The sequence below is a fragment of the Corynebacterium sp. CQ3829_602738 genome, assembly GCF_054478435.1.
In genome coordinates, this window is sequence record NZ_CM137003.1 from 2174275 (window position 1) to 2191486 (window position 17212).

Consider the following 17212-nt stretch of genomic DNA (forward strand, 5'->3'; position numbering starts at 1 on the left):
CCACAAACCCCGGCTGGGATTTCCTCCCAGTCGGGGTTTTCGCTGTGCGGGTTGGTTTGGGCTGCCAAACCCAACGCCCGCTAGTCGAAGTCGAACGATTCCGGCTCGACCTTCGGCGTCTGCGAGGTGGGTGCCAACGCCGCGAGCGCCGACTCGTGGGACATGCCGCACACCATCAGCAGGTCCACTATCAGCGAGCGGGTCTGCGCCAAGATCGCGTACGCGGACAGCACGCCGTTTTCCGGGATGACGTCCATGCCGGCCTCCTGCGCGGCCTGGCGCAGCTCGTTCACGCACTGCGGGATCACGGTGGCCTGGGCGACGCGGGAGTTGACGTCGTAGACCTCGGAAAGCTCCAGGCAGACCTGGGAAAGGGTGTCCAGAAGCTGGATCTGGGCGGGGGTGGCGGAATCGTTGTCGTCTGCAAGCACGCCCGCCCTGCGCGCCAGGACTCGAGTCGTGCGCACCGCATTATCGACGGGCGGGATCACGCGCGCGAGCGAATTAATGTAGCGGCGCGTGCCCCACAAAAACGGCGAGACCCGCGACGTTTCCTGGCCGGCCTTGATGGCGGCGGCGAGGTCGTCGATGCCGGTCTGGGTGCCGCGGATCAGGTCGAGAGCCTCGTCGATGCTCGCGGGGTCGTTGTCGCGCAGTCCGTCCGAGACGTCGTCGAGCACCGACGACATGATGCCCAGCACCTTGGACACCTCCGCGCGGGCCGACTGCATCGGCGCCTGCGGGATCAGCGCGATAGTAGCCAAGGCGACCAGGCAGCCGATGATCGCGTCCACGGTGCGGTCGATACCCGTAACCTCCGCGCCCGGCGGCATGATCGTGGCGATTAGGATCGCGCCGATCGCGGCCTGGTTGTTCACCAGGATCGAACTGGAGAAAAACGACGCAATAAGCAGCGAACCAGCGACGATCACGGCGATCTGCCAGCCGCCGTCGCCGAGCCGGTAAAAGATGAGGTCGCCAACCAGCACACCAAGGATGCAGCCGAGCGCCATATCCACAGATTTGGACACTCGGTCCCCGCCCGTCATGCCGATGATGATGACCACGCTGATCGGTGCGAAGAACGGGCGCGGGTGTCCGGCGACGTCGCGTGCCAGGAAGTACGCCAGTCCGGCCGCGAGGCCGATCTGCAGGATCGGGAGCAGACGCTTGCGCACGCGTTTCAGGCGCGCCTGCACCGATTTGTCCACCAGCTGAAGACGCTCCCGCGTACCCATCCTCTGCTTCGCCATGGTTAGACAGTCTAGGCGGGAGGGGAACCGGTCGGGCATGAGAACGGTTGAGGCCTAAACGAAACGTGCAAAAGTCGACATCCTGGACGAGTGTGCAGATTTATTGTTGCAGGTCAGGAGGCTATAAGACGTCGCGCATGTAATCTTTTACAAACACTGACCCGAGGCCTGGGGCGGGTGTGGCGCAGGAAGCTGTTGGGGCTGGTGTGGTTCGCGCCCGGGAAAGTTCGCACCAGACCGAAACAGGGCAAAAGGAAAACCTCCGGGGATGGCCGGAGGTTCGTCGAGAAGCAAATGCTTACTTGGACACGGACTTGCCCACGGAGTGGAGGTCCTGGCACGCCTCGATGACGCGCTCGGACATGGCCTGCTCGGCCTTCTTCAGGTAGGAACGCGGGTCGTAGGTCTTCTTGTTGCCCACCTCGCCGTCGATCTTGAGCACGCCGTCGTAGTTGGAGAACATGTGCGCCGCGACCGGGCGGGTGAACGCGTACTGGGTGTCGGTGTCCACGTTCATCTTGATCACGCCGTAGCGCAGGGCCTCCTCGATCTTCTCCTTCTCGGAGCCGGAGCCGCCGTGGAAGACGAAGTCGAACGGCTGCGCACCCTCGTCCAGGCCGAGCTTGCGGGCGGCGACCTTCTGGCCCATGTCCAAGACCTCCGGACGCAGCTTCACGTTGCCCGGCTTGTACACGCCGTGGACGTTGCCGAAGGTGGCGGCCAGCAGGTAGCGGCCGTTCTCGCCGGTGCCGAGGGCATCGACGGTCTTCTCAAAATCGGCTTCGTTGGTGTACAGGTTCGAGCCGGCCTTCGCCTCGACGCCGTCCTCCTCGCCGCCGACGACGCCGATCTCCACCTCGAGGATGATGTTCGCCGCGTGCGCCTTAGCCAGGAGCTCCTGCGCGATCTCGAGGTTCTCGTCGATCGGCACAGCGGAGCCGTCCCACATGTGGGACTGGAACAGCGGCAGCTCGCCGCGGTCCACACGCTCCTGGGAGATGGCGATGAGCGGACGGACGTAGTCGTCCAGCACCTCCTTCTGGCAGTGGTCGGTGTGCAGGGCGATGTTGACGTCGTAGTGCTGCGCCACCTCGTGCGCGAACGCCGCCAGCGCCTTCGCGCCCGCAACCTTGTTCTTCACGCCCAAGCCGGAGCCGAACTCGGCGCCGCCGGTGGAGAACTGGATGATGCCGTCAGACTCCGCCTCGGCGAAACCCTTGATTGCCGCGTTGATGGTCTCCGAGGAGGTGCAGTTGATCGCCGGGAACGCGAAGCCGCCCTTCTTGGCGGTGTCCAGCATCTGGTTGTAGACCTCGGGGGTTGCGATAGGCATGGAAATCCTCCTGCTAGGGGTTGCAGTTACGCCTCCAGTATGCCCCTTTTACGCCTGCGCTGCAGCCACCCTCGCCGCCGCCTCCAGCAGCATCCAGCCGGAAAGTTGGACGGACAGGTCGCGCTCGTCGATACGCACGAGCCCCACCGCCTCGCTTATCGACGAAGGCCCGAGCCCGTAGTTGTGCGGCAACTTCGCATCCTGGGTCCACTCCGCGGCAAACACCGGCAGGCCGTCGACCTCCAGGCGGTGCGACCAGAGCGACTCCGCCGACTGCATGACCAGCCGCGCCGCGATCTTGCGCGTGGCGACGTTTTCCTTCGAATCCTCCGGCAGCCGAAGGGCGACCTCCGCCAGGTAGCGCGCGAGGATGCCCTTGAACAGGCCGCCGTCGCCCTCCCCGGACTCCTCCGGCGGGCTCAGCAGCACGCCCTGCGGGGTGGCCAGGTGCAGCGCAATCGCCTGCACAATCGCGCGGATGTGGGTGATGTAGAACATCGACGCGTCCGCGCGCTCCGAGTAGACGAAGGAGTCGATCTGCTCGTCGTGCGCCAGGCCGACGTCTTCGCGCAGCGCGAGTGCGATCTCGAGGCTCGCGCCGAGGGCGGTGCCCTGGTTGTAGGTGTACACCTTATCGACGACCTCCGGTCCGCTCATGCGCATCCGGATGCCGTCGTCAAGCAGACCGTCCTCACGCACCAGGTTGTCGAAGATCCAGTCCACAATCTCGCGCGCCTTATCCAGGCGGCCGGTGCGGGCGAAAAGCAGCGCCGCGGTGGCGTTCGACGGCACGTTGTAGAACGTCTCGCCGCTTCGCCACGGCAGCACGCCCGTCACCGGGTCGATGCCCGCGAGCAGGTCAAACTCCAGGTCGTCCAGGTGGCGGTTGCGTTTGATCCCGCCGATGCGGGTCGCGCGGTTCCATGCCAGGGCCAGCCACGCCTTGTCGTCGTAGTGGACGTTGGTCAGCAGCTTGCCCCGGTTGCGGCGCTGCACCCCGCGCAGCGTGTCCGCGATCCGGCGGCGGCGAGCCTTGGTTTCGCGGCGGGCGGCGGCGTCGACCTGGCAGTCCAGGTACTGGGCCTGCCACCAGTAGTGCCAGTGCCAAAACAGGCGGTCCTTGGGGCCCGGCGGCCACGCCACCACCGCAAGGTTTGTCTTGGGCAGACCCCAGAGCTTTTGCGCGTGGCGTTCATTTACGGCAGATTCAGCCAGGTCGGCGCGGTGCGCCCACGTTTCCGGCACAGGGGGACTCCTCAATTTCAAACGGTTCGTACCTATATTGCCAGAGTGGCCGGATTCGTTTCACCGGTTCCGGCTGGTTTTAGGGGTTCGGTTAGGTCTGGCGGCGGGTCTGGTAGCGGGCCTGGCGGCGGGCCAGCTAAACGAAACATGCACAAATCGACAATTGGGACGGTTGTTCAATTTCGAACGTGCAGGTCAGAAGATTATAAGTTTTGGTGCATGTAAATTCGTACAAAACCGGGGCCGGCCGCCCCTCGGCTACCACGCCTGGGAGAGGTCCGCGTGCTGACGGACCCAGGCGTGCATCGCGATGCCGGCCGCCACACCAGCGTTGATGGAGCGGGTGGATCCGAACTGGGCGATCGAGCAGGTCATCACCGACGCCTCCTGGGCAGCCTCGGTCACGCCGGGGCCCTCCTGGCCGAACAGCAGGACGCACTCGCGGGGCAGCTCGGCGGTCTCCAACGGAACGGAGCCGGGGGTGTTGTCGATGGCAACGATCGGGATGCCCTCCGCGGCGGCCCACTCCATGAGGTCGGCAACCGTTTCGTGGTGGCGGATGTGCTGGTAGCGGTCCGTGACCATCGCGCCGCGCCGGTTCCACCGCTTCCGTCCGACAATGTGCACCTCGCGGGCCAGAAAGGCGTTGGCGGTGCGCACGACGGTGCCGATGTTCATGTCGTTTTCGAAGTTCTCGATGGCCACGTGGAACGGGTGCCGGCGCTGGTCCAGGTCGGCCACGACCGCATCCAGCGACCAGTAGCGGTACGCGTCGACGACGTTGCGGCGGTCACCGTCGCGGAGAAACTCCGGGTCCAGGCGGGGGTCGTCGGGCCACTCACCTTCCCAGGGGCCGACGCCGTGGCGGCCTTCGTTCCATTCGGTGGGGCCGCGGAGCTCGTCTTCAGGCGAATTAGGCAAGGCCGAGGTCTTCGAGTCCGAGGAGGAAGCGGTACTCCAGGCCGGCATCGCGGAGCACCTTATCGGCGCCGGTCGCGCGGTCGACGACGGTGGCCACGGCGACCACCTCGGCGCCCTCCTCACGGCAGGCTTCGACGGCGGTGAGCGGCGAGTTGCCCGTGGTGGTGGTGTCCTCGACCACCAGCACGCGCTTGCCCTTGATGGACGGGCCCTCGATGCGGCGTTGCATGCCGTGCTTCTTGGCCTCCTTGCGCACCACAAAGGAATCGATCGGGCGGCCGGGGGCGTGCATGACGGCGGTGGCGACGGGGTCGGCGCCCAGGGTGAGGCCGCCGACGGCGTCGAAGTCCAGGTCGTCGGTGAGCTCGCGCAGCAGCTGGCCGATCAGCGGGCTGGCCTCGTGGTGCAGCGTCGCGCGGCGCAGATCCACGTAGTAGTCCGCCTCCTTGCCCGAGGACAGGGTCACTTTGCCGTGCACCACTGCCAGCTCTTTGACCAGCTCAGCGAGTTTTTCCTTCATCGTTTTACTCCTTGTCGTCGAAAATTGAGCTCGGGCCCTGCATGCGGCGCACCCGGGTCAGGTCCACCACGCGGCGCTCGTCGCCGGCGATGGCTTCCACGTCGTCGCCGCCGATGGTGTGGTCGGCCACCTCGCCGCGCTCGCCGCCGGTGGTGCGGGTGGGCAGCTCCACGGGGTCCTCGGGGCGCTGCATCACCGGCTCATCCTCGGCCTCAGGCTCTGCCGCGGGGGCCTGGCCCGGGATGTCGCGGGTGGGGAATGGGAGGGTGAGCGGAGCATCGTCGAGAGGCGGGAGCGTCCGGGCCGCGTCCGCGAGCAGCGCCAGGGGCGCAAGGGTGGCGTCCCAGTCCTGCGGGGTGGCGTCGCGGCTCAGCTGCGCGATCGCCCACGCGCCCTCGAACCAAACGGCCTGCACTGCGGCGGGCAGTTGTTCGAGCGCGGTGAGCACTCGCCTATCGACGAACCTCCGGCCCGCCCCCGCCTGCGTAGCAAAACACGTGAACCCGTGGTGCGTGTCCAGCTCCACCAGGTCGTCGGAGCCTTCCGCCGCGAAATCGGTGCGGCGGAAGTCCACCACCGCGTTGGTTTCCGCGCCGGTGCCCATGGCGATGACGGTGGCCTCGCCCAGGTCCGCCACGTGCGCGTCGTGGCCGTAGGCGGCCCCTGTGGCTACGTTTCGGGCGGAGGCTCCCCCGGCGGCGGCGCCGCGCGACCACTCGCTGGCCAGCATGTCGTCGCTGGACGCGAACGCGTAGCCGTGCTCGCGGGCCCAGGCGCGGCGGGCGCGCTTGCTGGGCTTGGCCGGCTTGGCCGGCTTGGCCGGTTTAGCCGGTTTTTCGGGTTGTGTGCTGCGCTCGCGGGCGTCGGATGCGAACAGCGCCACGGCGGCAAGCAGCGCCGCGAGTGCGAGAACGAACAGCAGGATGACCATCGCGGACTATGCTACCGCGCGGCCCGACACTAAATGTCCGTCGCCACCGGGTTGTCGCGGTTGCCGCTCCACTGGGACCAGCCGCCCACGTAATGCGTCAGCAGTGGCAGGCCGGCGTGCTCCATCGCGGCCAGCAGCAGAGCGGAGTGGTTGCCTGAGCCGGAGTAGGTGATCACGCTGGCCGGGTCCGTGTTCTGGGTAACGCCCAGCTGGGAGAAGCGGTCGCGGATCTCGTCGGTGTCCTTCACCTTGTGGGTCTCCGGATCGATCAGGTCGTTCACCGGCAGGTTGCGGGCACCCGGGATGTGCCCGGCGCGCAGATCCAGGATCTCGCGGAGGCCCTGGAAACGGCGGGCACCTCTGGCGTCGATAAGCAATCCCTCAAATGCCCTGACGTCCTCCATGGTTGCGGACGGCAAGCTGCCCTCGGTGAGTTTGACGTCGCGCGGGACGACGATGCCGCCCGGGCCCGCGACTGTGGGGAAGCCTCCGCCGTCCCAGGTAGCGAAGCCGCCGTCGAGGATGTGCACGTCCGTGACCCCGGCCCAGCGCAGGATCCACCACGCGCGGGCGGCGAACAGTCCGTTGCCTCCGTCGTAAATGTACACCGGGCGGCCGTCCTCAATGCCCCAGCTCGCGGCGGCTTTACGCACCACGTCGATGCTGGGCAGCGGGTTGCGGCCCACCGCGCGGCCGGGCAAGCCGGCGAGCTGCACCGACGGGTCGCAGTACAGCGCCGTCGGGATGTGCTCAGATTGGAATTTGGACCACGCTTTGCCTGCTTTCGGCTCCCACAGCGCGGCGATGATGGTCTGTTTTTGGCCAGTCTGGATACGCTCGTTGAGTTCAGCGGCGGAGACAAAGACGCTCATGGCCGCAAGTGTAACGGTGTTTTACGCCATGTACCCGGGAGCGAGCTGGATCGTGCCCTGCTCCTCCAAGCCGCTGAGCCACTCGGTGATCCCCTCGCGCGGGCAATCCGCGCCGATGCTCGCCGCGAGCATGCCGCCCGGGCCGAGCTCCACCCGGCACCCGAACGCCAGCAGCGTGCCGGCGATCTCGTCCGGGTCCAGGCCCTCGGGGTCTTCCGGCAGCACGCGCACCGTCGACGCGCCGCCGCGCACCACCACGCGATCCACGTGGAACGCGCCGCCCACCGTCACGCACTCCACGATGTCGCCCATCGCGAGCGTCGTATCCACGAACGGCACGCTCGCCACCACAAAATGATTCTGCCCAATCTGGTGCGCCTGCAGCTGCTCGCTCTCAACGCCCGGGATTGCAACGCGGGTGAGGATCGTGGTGGTTGCCTGCATGCAGGGCAGTCTAGTACTTGATCGACATACGGCCAGCAATCTTGCCGTTGCGCATGTTCTCAAACACCTCGTTGACATCATCCAGCTCACAAGCGGTCACGTGCGGCTTGACCTCGCCGCGCGCGTAGAAGTCCAGCGCTTCCGCCATATCCTGGCGGGTGCCCACCAGGGAGCCGCGGATGGTGATGCCGCGCAGGACAATGTCGAAAATCGGCGCCGGGAACTCCCCCGGCGGCAGGCCGTTGAAGACGATGGCGCCGTTGGAGCGGCACATCGCAATCGCCTGTCCGAACGCGTCCGGGTGCACTGCGGTGACCAGCACGCCGTGGGCGCCACCCTCGGTGTACTCCTGCACCGCCTCGCCTGGGTCCGTGGTCTTTGCGTTCACCGCGAACTCGGCACCCAGCTGCTTGGCCAGCTCAAGCTTGTCGTCCGCAATATCTACCGCGATGACTCGCATGCCCATTGCCACGCCATACTGCACCGCCAGATGACCCAGACCGCCGACACCGGAGATCACCATGAACTGGCCCGGCTTAGTTTCGGCTTCCTTCAGTCCCTTATAGACGGTCACGCCAGCACACAAGATCGGTGCGACCTCAACTGGGTCAGCGCCATCCGGGATTCGAGGAGCATAGCGGGTGTCCACCAGCATGTATTCACCGAACGAACCGTTCTGGGTGTATCCGCCGTACTCCGCCTGCTTGCAGTACGTCTCACGCCCCGTCCGGCAGAACTCGCACTCACCGCACGCGGACCACAGCCACGCGTTGCCGACAATGTCACCCACTTTCACCGAATGCTCTCCTGGCCCGAGCTCCACAACTTCGCCCACGCCCTCGTGCCCTGGCACGAACGGTGGCTGCGGCTTGACCGGCCAGTCCCCCTCGACAGCATGGAGGTCGGTGTGACAGATTCCGGAAGCGCGAAGCTTCACCAGTGCTTGAAACGGGCCCGGCTTGGGCAAATCGATCTCTTTGACATTGACGCTGGGACCGAACTGTTCAGCCACTGCCGCGCGCATTGCGGTTGGGGTGGACATTGGGACTCCTTTCCGACGAAATGCAGTTACATGTCATATGGTACAGATCACATAGAATTGCGAGTAGAGCCGCAGATAACATTTTGGTATTCGACCGGGCTATAGAAGTGTCGGTCTAGACTGCATGCGTGACTGGATACTTAGCCCCCACCAAGAAAATGCGCGTCGCGGACTTCGCGCGCAGAAAGTCTGACGGCGAGAAGTGGGCGATGCTCACCGCGTACGACTACGCCACCGCCCGCGTGTTCGCGCAGGCCGGCATCGAGTGTCTCCTGGTCGGCGACTCCGCGGCCAACGTGGTTTACGGCTACGACACCACCAGCCAGGTCTCCGTGGACGAGATGGCGTTCCTCGGCGCGGCCGTCGTGCGCGGCGCTGGGAATGCGCTGGTGATCATGGACCTGCCGTTCGGGAGCTACGAGGCGAGCGACGAGCAATGCGTCCGCACCGCCACCGACCTGGTGCGCCGCACCGGCGCCCACATGGTGAAGCTGGAGGGCGGCGTGCGGATCGCCCCGCGCATCCGGGCGCTGAAAAACGCAGGTCTTGCGGTATGCGCCCACGTGGGGTTCACCCCGCAGTCCGTGGACAACTTGAGCGGGTTCAAGGTCCAAGGCCGCGACGCTGGAGCGGAGCAATTGCGTGACGACGTCCACGCAGTCGTCCAAGCCGGCGCCGACATGGTGGTCTTCGAAATGGTGCCCGCGGATTTGGCGGCGGAACTTACCGCCTCGTGCCCGGTCCCGACCGTCGGCATCGGCGCGGGTGCAGGCACCGACGCCCAGGTGCTGGTCTGGCACGACATGGCGGACATGCCCGCCGGCGACCACCGCGCGAAATTCGTGCGCCGTTTCGGAACCGTCGGCGCGGACCTGGCCGCCGCGGCCGCGGACTACAAGCGCGCCGTGCACACCGGGGAGTTCCCGGCCGACGAGCACACGTTCTAGGAGGGCGCGGGTCGCTTGCAGCGCTAGAGCTCGATCGGGGCGTTGTCCAGCAGACGGGTCGCGCCGACCTTCGCCGCCACGAGCAGACGCGCCGGACCCGTGTACCCCTCCGGCAGATCTGACATGTCGGGGGCGGTGGCGACGAGGTAGTCGAGGTGGAGGCCTTTGGTGGCGTCGAGAAGCGACTGCGCTTCGGTGAGACTGCCGGTGGCCAGCGCCCGCGGGATGGCAAGGGCAATCTCGCGCTCCTCGGCGGAGAGGTAGCGGTTGCGCGAGGATAGCGCGAGGCCGTCGGTGTCGCGCACGATCGGGCAGCCGTGGATGCGCACGGGAAGGTGCAGGTCATCCACCATTTGCCGGATCAGCGCGAGCTGCTGGTAGTCTTTCTCGCCGAAGAACGCGTCCGCTGCGCCGGTCAGCGCGAACAGCTTCGCCACCACCGTGAGCACGCCCGCGAAATGCGTCGGCCTCGTCGCGCCCTCCAGCACCGCGCCGAGCGGGCCGGGCTGGATCGTCGTGCGCGGTCCGTGCGGGTACATCGTCTCCGGCGCCGGCGCGAAAACGGCGTCGACGCCGAGAGCCTCAAGCTTCTCGACGTCCTCAGCCAACGTCCGCGGATACTTCTCTAAATCCTCGCCCGGCGCGAACTGCAGCGGGTTGACGAAGATGCTCACTACCACGGGGTTGCCCAGTGCCTTGGCTGAGCGGACGAGGGCGAGGTGGCCACTATGCAGCGCGCCCATGGTGGGGACGAGTGAGACGGGGCCGTCCGGAAGCGCTCTGTCCAGCGCTTCCGGGGTGTGCACGAGTTGAGTCATGCACCCATTATCTACCTCGCGGTGACGTCCAAGCCCTCGCCGCCGTCGGCGACGTCCACGTGGACCGTGTCGCCGTCGACGATCTCACCCGCCAGCAGCTTCTTGGCCAGGCGGTCGCCGATGGCCTGCTGGATCAGGCGACGCAGCGGGCGGGCGCCGTAGGCCGGGTCGTAGCCGCGCTCGGCCAACCAGGACTTCGCGGAATCCGACACGTCGAGGGTCAGGCGACGGGCGGCGAGGCGCTCGGCCAGGCCGTCGAGCTGGATGTCCACGATGCCGACGAGCTGGTCCTGGCTCAGCGGGTCGAAGACCACCACGTCGTCGAGGCGGTTGATGAACTCCGGCTTGAAGTGGTGCTTCACCGCGTCCATGATCTGCTCGCGGTTGCCACCGGCGCCCAGGTTGGAGGTGAGGATGACCACGGTGTTGCGGAAATCCACCGTCCTACCCTGGCCGTCGGTGAGGCGACCTTCATCCAGGACCTGCAGAAGCACGTCGAAGACATCCGGGTGCGCCTTCTCGACCTCGTCGAAAAGCACGAGCGAGTACGGACGACGGCGCACGGCCTCGGTGAGCTGACCGCCGGCGTCGAAGCCGACGTATCCCGGAGGGGCGCCGACCAGGCGGGCGACGGAGTGCTTCTCGCCGTACTCGGACATGTCGATGCGGATCATGGCCGATTCGTCGTCGAAGAGGAACTCCGACAGCGCCTTGGCCAGCTCCGTCTTACCCACGCCGGTGGGTCCGAGGAAGAGGAAGGAACCGATCGGGCGGTTCGGATCCGCCACGCCCGCGCGGGAGCGGCGCACCGCATCGGAGACCGCGACCACGGCTTCCTTCTGGCCCACGACGCGCTCGCCGAGCACGGACTCCATGTTCAGCAGCTTCTCCGTCTCGCCCTGCATCATCTTGCCCGCCGGGATACCGGTCCAGGAGGATACGACGTCCGCGATGATGTCCGGGGTGACCTCCTCTTCCAGCATGGTCTTGTTGCTGGCCTCGGATTCCACCTTGGCAACCTCAGCCTCGAGCTCCGGGATGCGGCCGTAGCGCAGCTCAGAAACCTTGGCGTAGTCGCCCTCGCGCTCCGCGATCTCGGACTCGTTGCGCAGACGCTCGAGCTCCTCCTTCGCGGACTGGACCTTGTTCACCTCCGCCTTCTCGTTCTCCCAGCGCGCCTTCATCTCGCCGAGGCGCTCACGCTGGTCCGCGAGCTCTTCGCGCAGGTGCTCCAGGCGCTGCGCGGAGGCGGCGTCGGACTCCTTCTGCAGGGCGATCTCCTCGATCTCCAGGCGGCGCACGATGCGCTCGAGCTCGTCGATCTCCTGCGGGGAGGAGTCGATCTGCATGCGCAGGCGCGAGCCGGCCTCGTCGACCAGGTCGATGGCCTTGTCCGGCAGGAAGCGGTTGGTGATGTAGCGGTTAGACAGCTCCGCCGCCGACACCAGCGCCGAGTCCTGGATGCGCACGCCGTGGTGCACCTCGTAGCGCTCCTTCAGGCCGCGCAGGATGCCGATGGTGTCCTCCACCGTCGGCTCGCCCACGTAGACCTGCTGGAAGCGGCGCTCCAGGGCGGCGTCCTTCTCGATGTACTGGCGGTACTCGTCCAGCGTGGTCGCGCCGACCAGGCGCAGCTCACCGCGGGCGAGCAGCGGCTTGATCATGTTGCCGGCGTCCATCGCGGAATCGCCGGAGGCACCGGCGCCAACGATGGTGTGCAGCTCGTCGATAAAGGTGATGATCTGCCCGTTGGACTCCTTGATCTCGTCCAGCACAGCCTTGAGACGTTCCTCGAACTCGCCCCGGTACTTCGCGCCCGCGACCATGGAGCCCAAATCCAGCGAGATCAGTGTCTTGCCCTTGAGCGACTCCGGCACGTCGCCAGCGACGATGCGGCGGGCCAGGCCCTCCACAATCGCAGTCTTACCGACGCCCGGCTCACCGATGAGCACCGGGTTGTTCTTCGTGCGACGGGAAAGCACCTGCACCACGCGGCGGATCTCCGAATCGCGCCCGATCACCGGGTCGATCTTGCCCTCGCGCGCACGCGCGGTCAGGTCCGTGGAGTACTTCTGCAGCGCCTGGAACTGATCTTCCGGGTTTTCCGTGGTCACCTTCTTGCCGCCACGCACAGACGGGAAGGATTCCTTGAGCGCCTCGAAGGTGGCGCCGCGCTTGGTCAGCAGCTCAGCGGCGTCGTCGTTGCCCTTTGCGATGCTGGCCAAAAGGACGTCGGCGGACACGAACTCGTCGCCAAGCTCGCCCGCGAGATCCTGCGCGTGTTGCAGTGCCGTCTGCAGGTCCCGGTTGATGCCCGGGTTGGCCATGTTCTGCCCCTGCGCGCTGGGGTAGGTGCTAATCAGCTCGCTGGCCTCGCGCGCGACGGTGTCTGGGTCCACGCCCGTGGCCTTGAGCACCGGGGCGGCGATGCCGTCCTCCTGCTTCAAAAGCGCTTCCAGCACGTGCGCCGGGCGCATCTCCGGGTTGCCGGCGGCAGAGGCGCGCATCTGCGCCTGCTGCAGGGCCTCCTGTGTCTTCTGCGTGTATTTATTCGCCATGATTCCATGGTCCTTTCTTGCCTAATGTTTGTTTCGCACTAGGTGTAACGCACAAGAAGTTGAGTCTGTTCCTGTCAACGGCAAAAAAGTTGCGCGGGGTTGGCTCAAAGTAGCATCGCACCAGATCACACGCGGGGGATACCCCCTTCAACAAAGAAACCCGCTAGGCGCGAAACCTAGCGGGGATTCTTATTGATACCGGATTTTAACCCGTCTTGTAGTTGCCAGTGTAAATATGAGTTCGTGCAAACGCAAACCACCTTGGCTATCACAAAAGCCTTGTCGGACGCCCGCTTCGATACATACCGGACCGTCGCTGGGGGCTCCGACGCGAAGGCACTTGAACTCTATTTATGGAATATTGGGGCGGCCGGTGCCGTCGCTGCGACCACCGGAATGGTCGAGGTGCAGCTGCGCAACAGTATCGACGCTCTACTTCAAGGGTGGAACGAGAACGAGCCCGTAAACGAGCCCGGTCGATCAGAACCGTATCCCCGCGGATGGCTTAAAGATCCTGCGCCGCGGCTCCGGCAGATTATCTCGCCCGCCAACCGGCCACCCATGTGGAAGAAGGCTGAACCCGCCCTTCTGGGCGAAGACGGCAACCCAACAAAGCCCAACCCAACGCATGACGATCTTGTGGCAGCCCTGCCGTTCGGATCCTGGTTGTTCCTTCTGCCACGCCCCGAAGTAACTTCCTCCCAGAACCCCAGGATGAGGATTTGGAACGAGGCTCTCAGTTCGGCATTTGCCCCTAAGCAGGGATCTTCGTTCCAACATGCGAGCCACGCCGTGATCTATAAGTGGGCGAGCACCGTGCGATTCGCCCGCAATCGAGCGAGCCACTTGGAACCGCTTTTGGAGCCAACCGAGCTCATGCGGTACCACAAAGTCTGTCTCCGCCTAATGAACTCGATGAATCCTGCGGCAGCGTCTTGGTTAGCCGGCCAGCAGTATATCCCTGCCGCTTTGCGCCGCCGGCCGTTCTAAGCACCAAGCTTTACGACGATCTCGCGACCGGTATCCACTTCATCGCGTAAGCAAGCACGACAACCCCGACCGCGATGGCGAAGGCGATCCAGCCGAAGACGGCGGTAAAGCCCGCGATGACCGCGATCGGCGCAATGATGGTGGTGCCGATTTCGAACGGGGCGAAACCGACGTAGGCCACGCCGTACTCGTTGAGCGTGCCGGACTTGAGCTTCGGGTCCACCATCTTCAAAAGCGCGATGCCGGTGGCCACTGCGGCGGTGGCCCAGCCCCAGCCGAACAGGCCGCGCTCGAGCCACTTGTCGCCGAAGAAGGTCGGGCCGGCCCAGAACATCCACACCACGCAGAACAGGGTGCCCAGCACGAAGATGAGCACGAGCGCCTGCCAGTAGCCGGCCAGTGCCGCGGGCACTATGGAGGCGATGCCGAAGGCGATCATGTAGTCCGTGGCGGCGCCGGAGACGGAGTTGATGGTGGAGCTGTCCAGGTAGTTCGGGCGGCCGGCGAGCTTGAGCAGCAGGCGGCCGATAAGCCCGATGACGAACGCCATGGCGAACAGCGGGATGGACACGTTCGGCCACTGGCCCTTGATCACGCTGTTGACCATGTAGGCGATGAGCACGGTGAACACGATGAAGCCGGCGTGCAGCGCCAACGGCTCGATGGACGACGGGTTGGTGGTGGCTTTGCCGATGGAGGGGCGCTCATCTTCGTTGTGGATGTAGCCGGTGCGCAGGTCGTCGGGAAGCGTGCCGGCGAGCTGGGAGGCCTTGCCCTTGCGGATGCCCCAGTTGGCCATGATCACGCCGCCCACGATGGCCACCAGGGTGCCCACGGTGGCGGAGGTGAAGCCGATGGAGGACGCGCCCTCCACGCCGATCTCCTCGAGCGCGGAGCCCACGGCCGCCGCGGTGCCGAAGCCGCCGACGAAGCCGACCGGCAGCATCATGCCGAACCACGGTTCAGTGCCGAACACCGGCGCAAACAGGTACACGCCGAGCAGCACGAACAGGCCCCATTGGCCCATGAACATGGCGGTGGAGTAGCCCCACATGTTGCGGGCGCCGGAGGCGACGGAGCCGCCGAGCTCCATCGAGTAGGCCATGGAGGCGAACACCACCGCGATCAGGAGCGTGGTGTACGTGCCCACTTGGTCGGACCAGTGGATGACGCCCAGGATCTCGTCGCCTAGCAGCAGGCCGAGCAGGCCCGCGGTGATCGGGGCAGGCAGCAGCAGCGCCTGCAGCACCTTCAACCGGTTGCGCAGGATGTTGCCGACGATGAGCAGGACCGAAATCCAGCCGATATCCGTGAGCAGCGTATACGGGGTGAATTCCACCACAGCACCTCTTTTCTATCCACTTATCACATTCAAACCGGGTGCAACTTTAGCCCACAGCCGCTAGGTAACCTGTTTTTATGCCTTCCGCCCACTTTGCCGAGATATTGCGCACCCGCGGCCCGCAGGTCAGCCGCGCGTGGCGTACCCGCTTTTCCGAGGCGTACCCGCAGGCAGAGATGATGCTGCCGCCTGGCGAGGAGATGCCGCCGATCCTGCTCCGCACCGCCCTCGCGGTGCTCGAGCGCCCCGCCGATAAGGTGCGCGACGAGCTCAAGGCGTTGGCGCTGGATCTGCGCCGCACAGGGTTTCCGGCCGAGGAGTACCCCAACGCTGTGCAGATGCTTATCGACGAAGCCGGGGCCGACGCGCCCGAACTGATCCAGGCGGCGGAGCTCATGCGCAATGCCGCCTCACAGGCGGACGTTGCTGGCGTGCCTGCCGCCACCGCCGCGCAGGTGACCAGCGTGGAGCGCCGCGGCGGGGTGCAGGTCGTGCGCCTGGAGGCCGGCACGCCGGTGCCCTACGCCCCCGGACAGGTCATCCCGGTGATGTCGCCGAATCGCCCCGGCGAGTGGACCGGCCTGGTCCCCGCGCTGCCGTCCAACCAGCTCGGGCAGCTGGAGTTCCACGTTCCCGACGAGATGCAGTTGCAGCCGGGCGACTGGTTGACGTTGGGGGCGGCGCGGGGCGGGGTACGCGGGGACGTCGATAGGCAATTGCTCCTGGTTGCCGCCGAGGGTGGGTTCGCGGCGGCGAAGGCGCTGGTCTTCCACTATTTGGAGCAGACCGATCCGCCGGAGGTGCACCTCGTGGTCGGCGCGAGCGGGCCGGAGGGGTTCTACGACACGGCGGCGCTGGACGCGCTGGCCGCGGCGCAGGACTGGCTGGACGTGGCGTGGATTGCGCAGTCGCGGGTGGGTGCGCCGCTGGAGCAGGTGGTTTCCGGCGCCGGGATGTGGTGGGGCCGCGAGGTGATCGTGTGCGCGAATGAGGAGCGCGCGGTGAGCCTGGCCGCGGCGCTGGAGGTGGCCGGGGCGCGGGACGTGCAGACCGTCGCCCCCGACGCGGCGCCGGAGTGGTTTAGCGCATAGCGCTGTGCTGCCTAATCGCCTCTAGCGGCAGCTGCTTGCGTGCCTCGTCTGCGTCAGTCGGGTCGATCTCCACCACCAGGGTTTCCGGGCCGTAGCCGGCCTCCGCGAGGCGTGTGCCAAACGGGTCCACCACCACCGAATGCCCCGCGCCCGTGGGGCCTGAGGGCTCGCCGGCCTTGGCTTCGAAGTCCGGGCGCGCCTGGTCGGCCGCCGCGATGAACACCCCGGCGTCCAGCGCACGCGCGGCGGTGAGGATGTGCCACTGCCCCACCTTGCCCGGCCCGTCCGCCCAGCTCGTGGGTACCACAACCACCTTTGCGCCGCGTTGGGCAAGCTGTTGGAACTGCTCCGGGAAGCGGATGTCAAAGCAGGTGGCCACCCCCACCGTCACGCCGTCGTGGACGAACGTGACCAGCTCACCACCTGCGCGCACTGTGTCCGACTCCTTGTAGTTGAAGGCGTCGTAAGTGTGGATCTTGTCGTATCCCTTATGCACCCCGCCGCCGGTGATCAGCGCGGTGTTGTAGACGCGGTTGAGTTCCTTGCCGTCCACGGTGTTGGTGTCTGCGGGGCGGAACATGCCGGCGACGATGGTGACGCGGAGCTCGTCACTAAGCTTTTTGAGCCCTGTGGCGAACGGACCGTCCAGCTCTTCTGCCTGCGTATCCAGCCGCCCCTGCCCGAACGCCTGGCTGGCGGCCTCGGGCAGGACGATCAGCGTTGCGCCTTGGGCGGCGGCGTCGCGGACCTGTGGTTCGATGGCGGCCAAATTTTCCATCTTGTCGCTGCCGGTGGCGATTTGCAATAGCGCGATCTTCATGTGGATAACTCTAGGTGCGTTTCGGGGGAGTTATCCACAGATTTGAAAAGGGGTATTGCGTCGCTTGTTGCGTTCGCGGATGGTT

The 17212-nt window shown here is 66.1% G+C and carries 15 protein-coding genes; 2 read left to right on the forward strand and 13 right to left on the reverse strand.

What is annotated here, in order from left to right:
• Nucleotides 1–80: 80 nt before the first annotated feature.
• The 9 genes from ACX1NL_RS10420 to adhP all read right to left on the reverse strand — a co-directional run bounded on the left by ACX1NL_RS10420 (nt 81) and on the right by adhP (nt 8561).
• The gene (locus tag ACX1NL_RS10420) at nt 81–1253 is read right to left on the reverse strand and encodes an FUSC family protein (RefSeq protein ID WP_269511407.1); all 1173 of its coding nucleotides are present in this window, start codon (nt 1251–1253) and stop codon (nt 81–83) included.
• 298 nt (nt 1254–1551) lie between these two features.
• Nucleotides 1552–2586 (reverse strand): class II fructose-bisphosphate aldolase, encoded by a 1035-nt coding sequence (gene fbaA, locus ACX1NL_RS10425; protein ID WP_458898116.1) that lies wholly within the window; start codon nt 2584–2586, stop codon nt 1552–1554.
• Nucleotides 2587–2634: 48 nt separating this feature from the next.
• Complete coding sequence (locus tag ACX1NL_RS10430) at nt 2635–3831, reverse strand: glycoside hydrolase family 76 protein (RefSeq protein ID WP_458898117.1); 1197 nt, start codon at nt 3829–3831, stop codon at nt 2635–2637.
• Between the two features lie 258 nt (nt 3832–4089).
• Nucleotides 4090–4800: a TrmH family RNA methyltransferase gene (locus tag ACX1NL_RS10435; protein WP_458898118.1), complete on the reverse strand. Its 711-nt coding sequence runs from the start codon at nt 4798–4800 to the stop codon at nt 4090–4092.
• A complete protein-coding gene (gene pyrE, locus ACX1NL_RS10440) occupies nt 4745–5272 on the reverse strand; it encodes an orotate phosphoribosyltransferase (protein ID WP_458898119.1) in 528 nt (175 codons plus the stop codon). The genes ACX1NL_RS10435 and pyrE overlap by 56 nt, the downstream gene beginning before the upstream one ends.
• Nucleotides 5273–5276: 4 nt before the next feature.
• A complete protein-coding gene (locus tag ACX1NL_RS10445; RefSeq protein WP_448230841.1) occupies nt 5277–6203 on the reverse strand; it encodes a type III secretion system chaperone family protein in 927 nt (308 codons plus the stop codon).
• Between the two features lie 29 nt (nt 6204–6232).
• Nucleotides 6233–7075, reverse strand: coding sequence for a sulfurtransferase (locus tag ACX1NL_RS10450; protein ID WP_458898120.1), 843 nt, complete (start codon nt 7073–7075; stop codon nt 6233–6235).
• 21 nt (nt 7076–7096) lie between these two features.
• Nucleotides 7097–7519 carry a DUF4265 domain-containing protein gene (locus ACX1NL_RS10455; RefSeq protein ID WP_035000158.1) on the reverse strand — a complete coding sequence of 141 codons (423 nt, stop codon included), beginning with the start codon at nt 7517–7519 and terminating at the stop codon, nt 7097–7099.
• Between the two features lie 10 nt (nt 7520–7529).
• Nucleotides 7530–8561, reverse strand: a complete 1032-nt coding sequence (adhP, locus tag ACX1NL_RS10460; RefSeq protein WP_239356025.1) for an alcohol dehydrogenase AdhP — start codon at nt 8559–8561, stop codon at nt 7530–7532.
• 128 nt (nt 8562–8689) lie between these two features.
• On the opposite strand from adhP, the gene panB reads away from it, so the two are divergent.
• On the forward strand, nt 8690–9508 hold the full coding sequence (gene panB, locus ACX1NL_RS10465) for a 3-methyl-2-oxobutanoate hydroxymethyltransferase (protein WP_269951842.1): 819 nt from the start codon (nt 8690–8692) through the stop codon (nt 9506–9508).
• A 23-nt stretch (nt 9509–9531) separates the two neighbouring features.
• Here the strand turns inward: panB and panC are convergent, their stop codons facing one another.
• From panC to ACX1NL_RS10480, 3 genes are all read right to left on the reverse strand, one after another.
• Complete coding sequence (gene panC, locus ACX1NL_RS10470) at nt 9532–10326, reverse strand: pantoate--beta-alanine ligase (RefSeq protein ID WP_269511431.1); 795 nt, start codon at nt 10324–10326, stop codon at nt 9532–9534.
• Nucleotides 10327–10337: 11 nt separating this feature from the next.
• Nucleotides 10338–12884: an ATP-dependent chaperone ClpB gene (gene clpB / locus ACX1NL_RS10475; RefSeq protein WP_458898121.1), complete on the reverse strand. Its 2547-nt coding sequence runs from the start codon at nt 12882–12884 to the stop codon at nt 10338–10340.
• A gap of 1000 nt (nt 12885–13884) precedes the next feature.
• Complete coding sequence (locus ACX1NL_RS10480; RefSeq protein WP_181889648.1) at nt 13885–15213, reverse strand: sodium/glutamate symporter family protein; 1329 nt, start codon at nt 15211–15213, stop codon at nt 13885–13887.
• 80 nt (nt 15214–15293) lie between these two features.
• Here ACX1NL_RS10480 and ACX1NL_RS10485 point away from each other — a divergent pair, with 80 nt between their 5' ends.
• The gene (locus tag ACX1NL_RS10485) at nt 15294–16307 is read left to right on the forward strand and encodes a ferredoxin reductase domain-containing protein (RefSeq protein WP_458898122.1); all 1014 of its coding nucleotides are present in this window, start codon (nt 15294–15296) and stop codon (nt 16305–16307) included.
• Here the strand turns inward: ACX1NL_RS10485 and ACX1NL_RS10490 are convergent.
• Nucleotides 16297–17127, reverse strand: coding sequence for a carbon-nitrogen hydrolase family protein (locus ACX1NL_RS10490; protein ID WP_239307539.1), 831 nt, complete (start codon nt 17125–17127; stop codon nt 16297–16299). The two genes, ACX1NL_RS10485 and ACX1NL_RS10490, sit on opposite strands and share 11 nt — an antisense overlap.
• Nucleotides 17128–17212: the final 85 nt, after the last annotated feature.

Bases quoted from the DNA above. Each gene is read 5' to 3' on its own strand.
- ACX1NL_RS10420 (WP_269511407.1), bottom strand. From the start codon at position 1,253: ATGGCGAAGCAGAGGATGGGTACGCGGGAGCGTCTTCAGCTGGTGGAC.
- fbaA (WP_458898116.1), bottom strand. From the start codon at position 2,586: ATGCCTATCGCAACCCCCGAGGTCTACAACCAGATGCTGGACACCGCC.
- ACX1NL_RS10435 (WP_458898118.1), bottom strand. From the start codon at position 4,800: ATGCCGGCCTGGAGTACCGCTTCCTCCTCGGACTCGAAGACCTCGGCC.
- pyrE (WP_458898119.1), bottom strand. From the start codon at position 5,272: ATGAAGGAAAAACTCGCTGAGCTGGTCAAAGAGCTGGCAGTGGTGCAC.
- ACX1NL_RS10445 (WP_448230841.1), bottom strand. From the start codon at position 6,203: ATGGTCATCCTGCTGTTCGTTCTCGCACTCGCGGCGCTGCTTGCCGCC.
- ACX1NL_RS10450 (WP_458898120.1), bottom strand. From the start codon at position 7,075: ATGAGCGTCTTTGTCTCCGCCGCTGAACTCAACGAGCGTATCCAGACT.
- ACX1NL_RS10455 (WP_035000158.1), bottom strand. From the start codon at position 7,519: ATGCAGGCAACCACCACGATCCTCACCCGCGTTGCAATCCCGGGCGTT.
- adhP (WP_239356025.1), bottom strand. From the start codon at position 8,561: ATGTCCACCCCAACCGCAATGCGCGCGGCAGTGGCTGAACAGTTCGGT.
- panC (WP_269511431.1), bottom strand. From the start codon at position 10,326: ATGACTCAACTCGTGCACACCCCGGAAGCGCTGGACAGAGCGCTTCCG.
- clpB (WP_458898121.1), bottom strand. From the start codon at position 12,884: ATGGCGAATAAATACACGCAGAAGACACAGGAGGCCCTGCAGCAGGCG.
- ACX1NL_RS10485 (WP_458898122.1), top strand. From the start codon at position 15,294: ATGCCTTCCGCCCACTTTGCCGAGATATTGCGCACCCGCGGCCCGCAG.
- ACX1NL_RS10490 (WP_239307539.1), bottom strand. From the start codon at position 17,127: ATGAAGATCGCGCTATTGCAAATCGCCACCGGCAGCGACAAGATGGAA.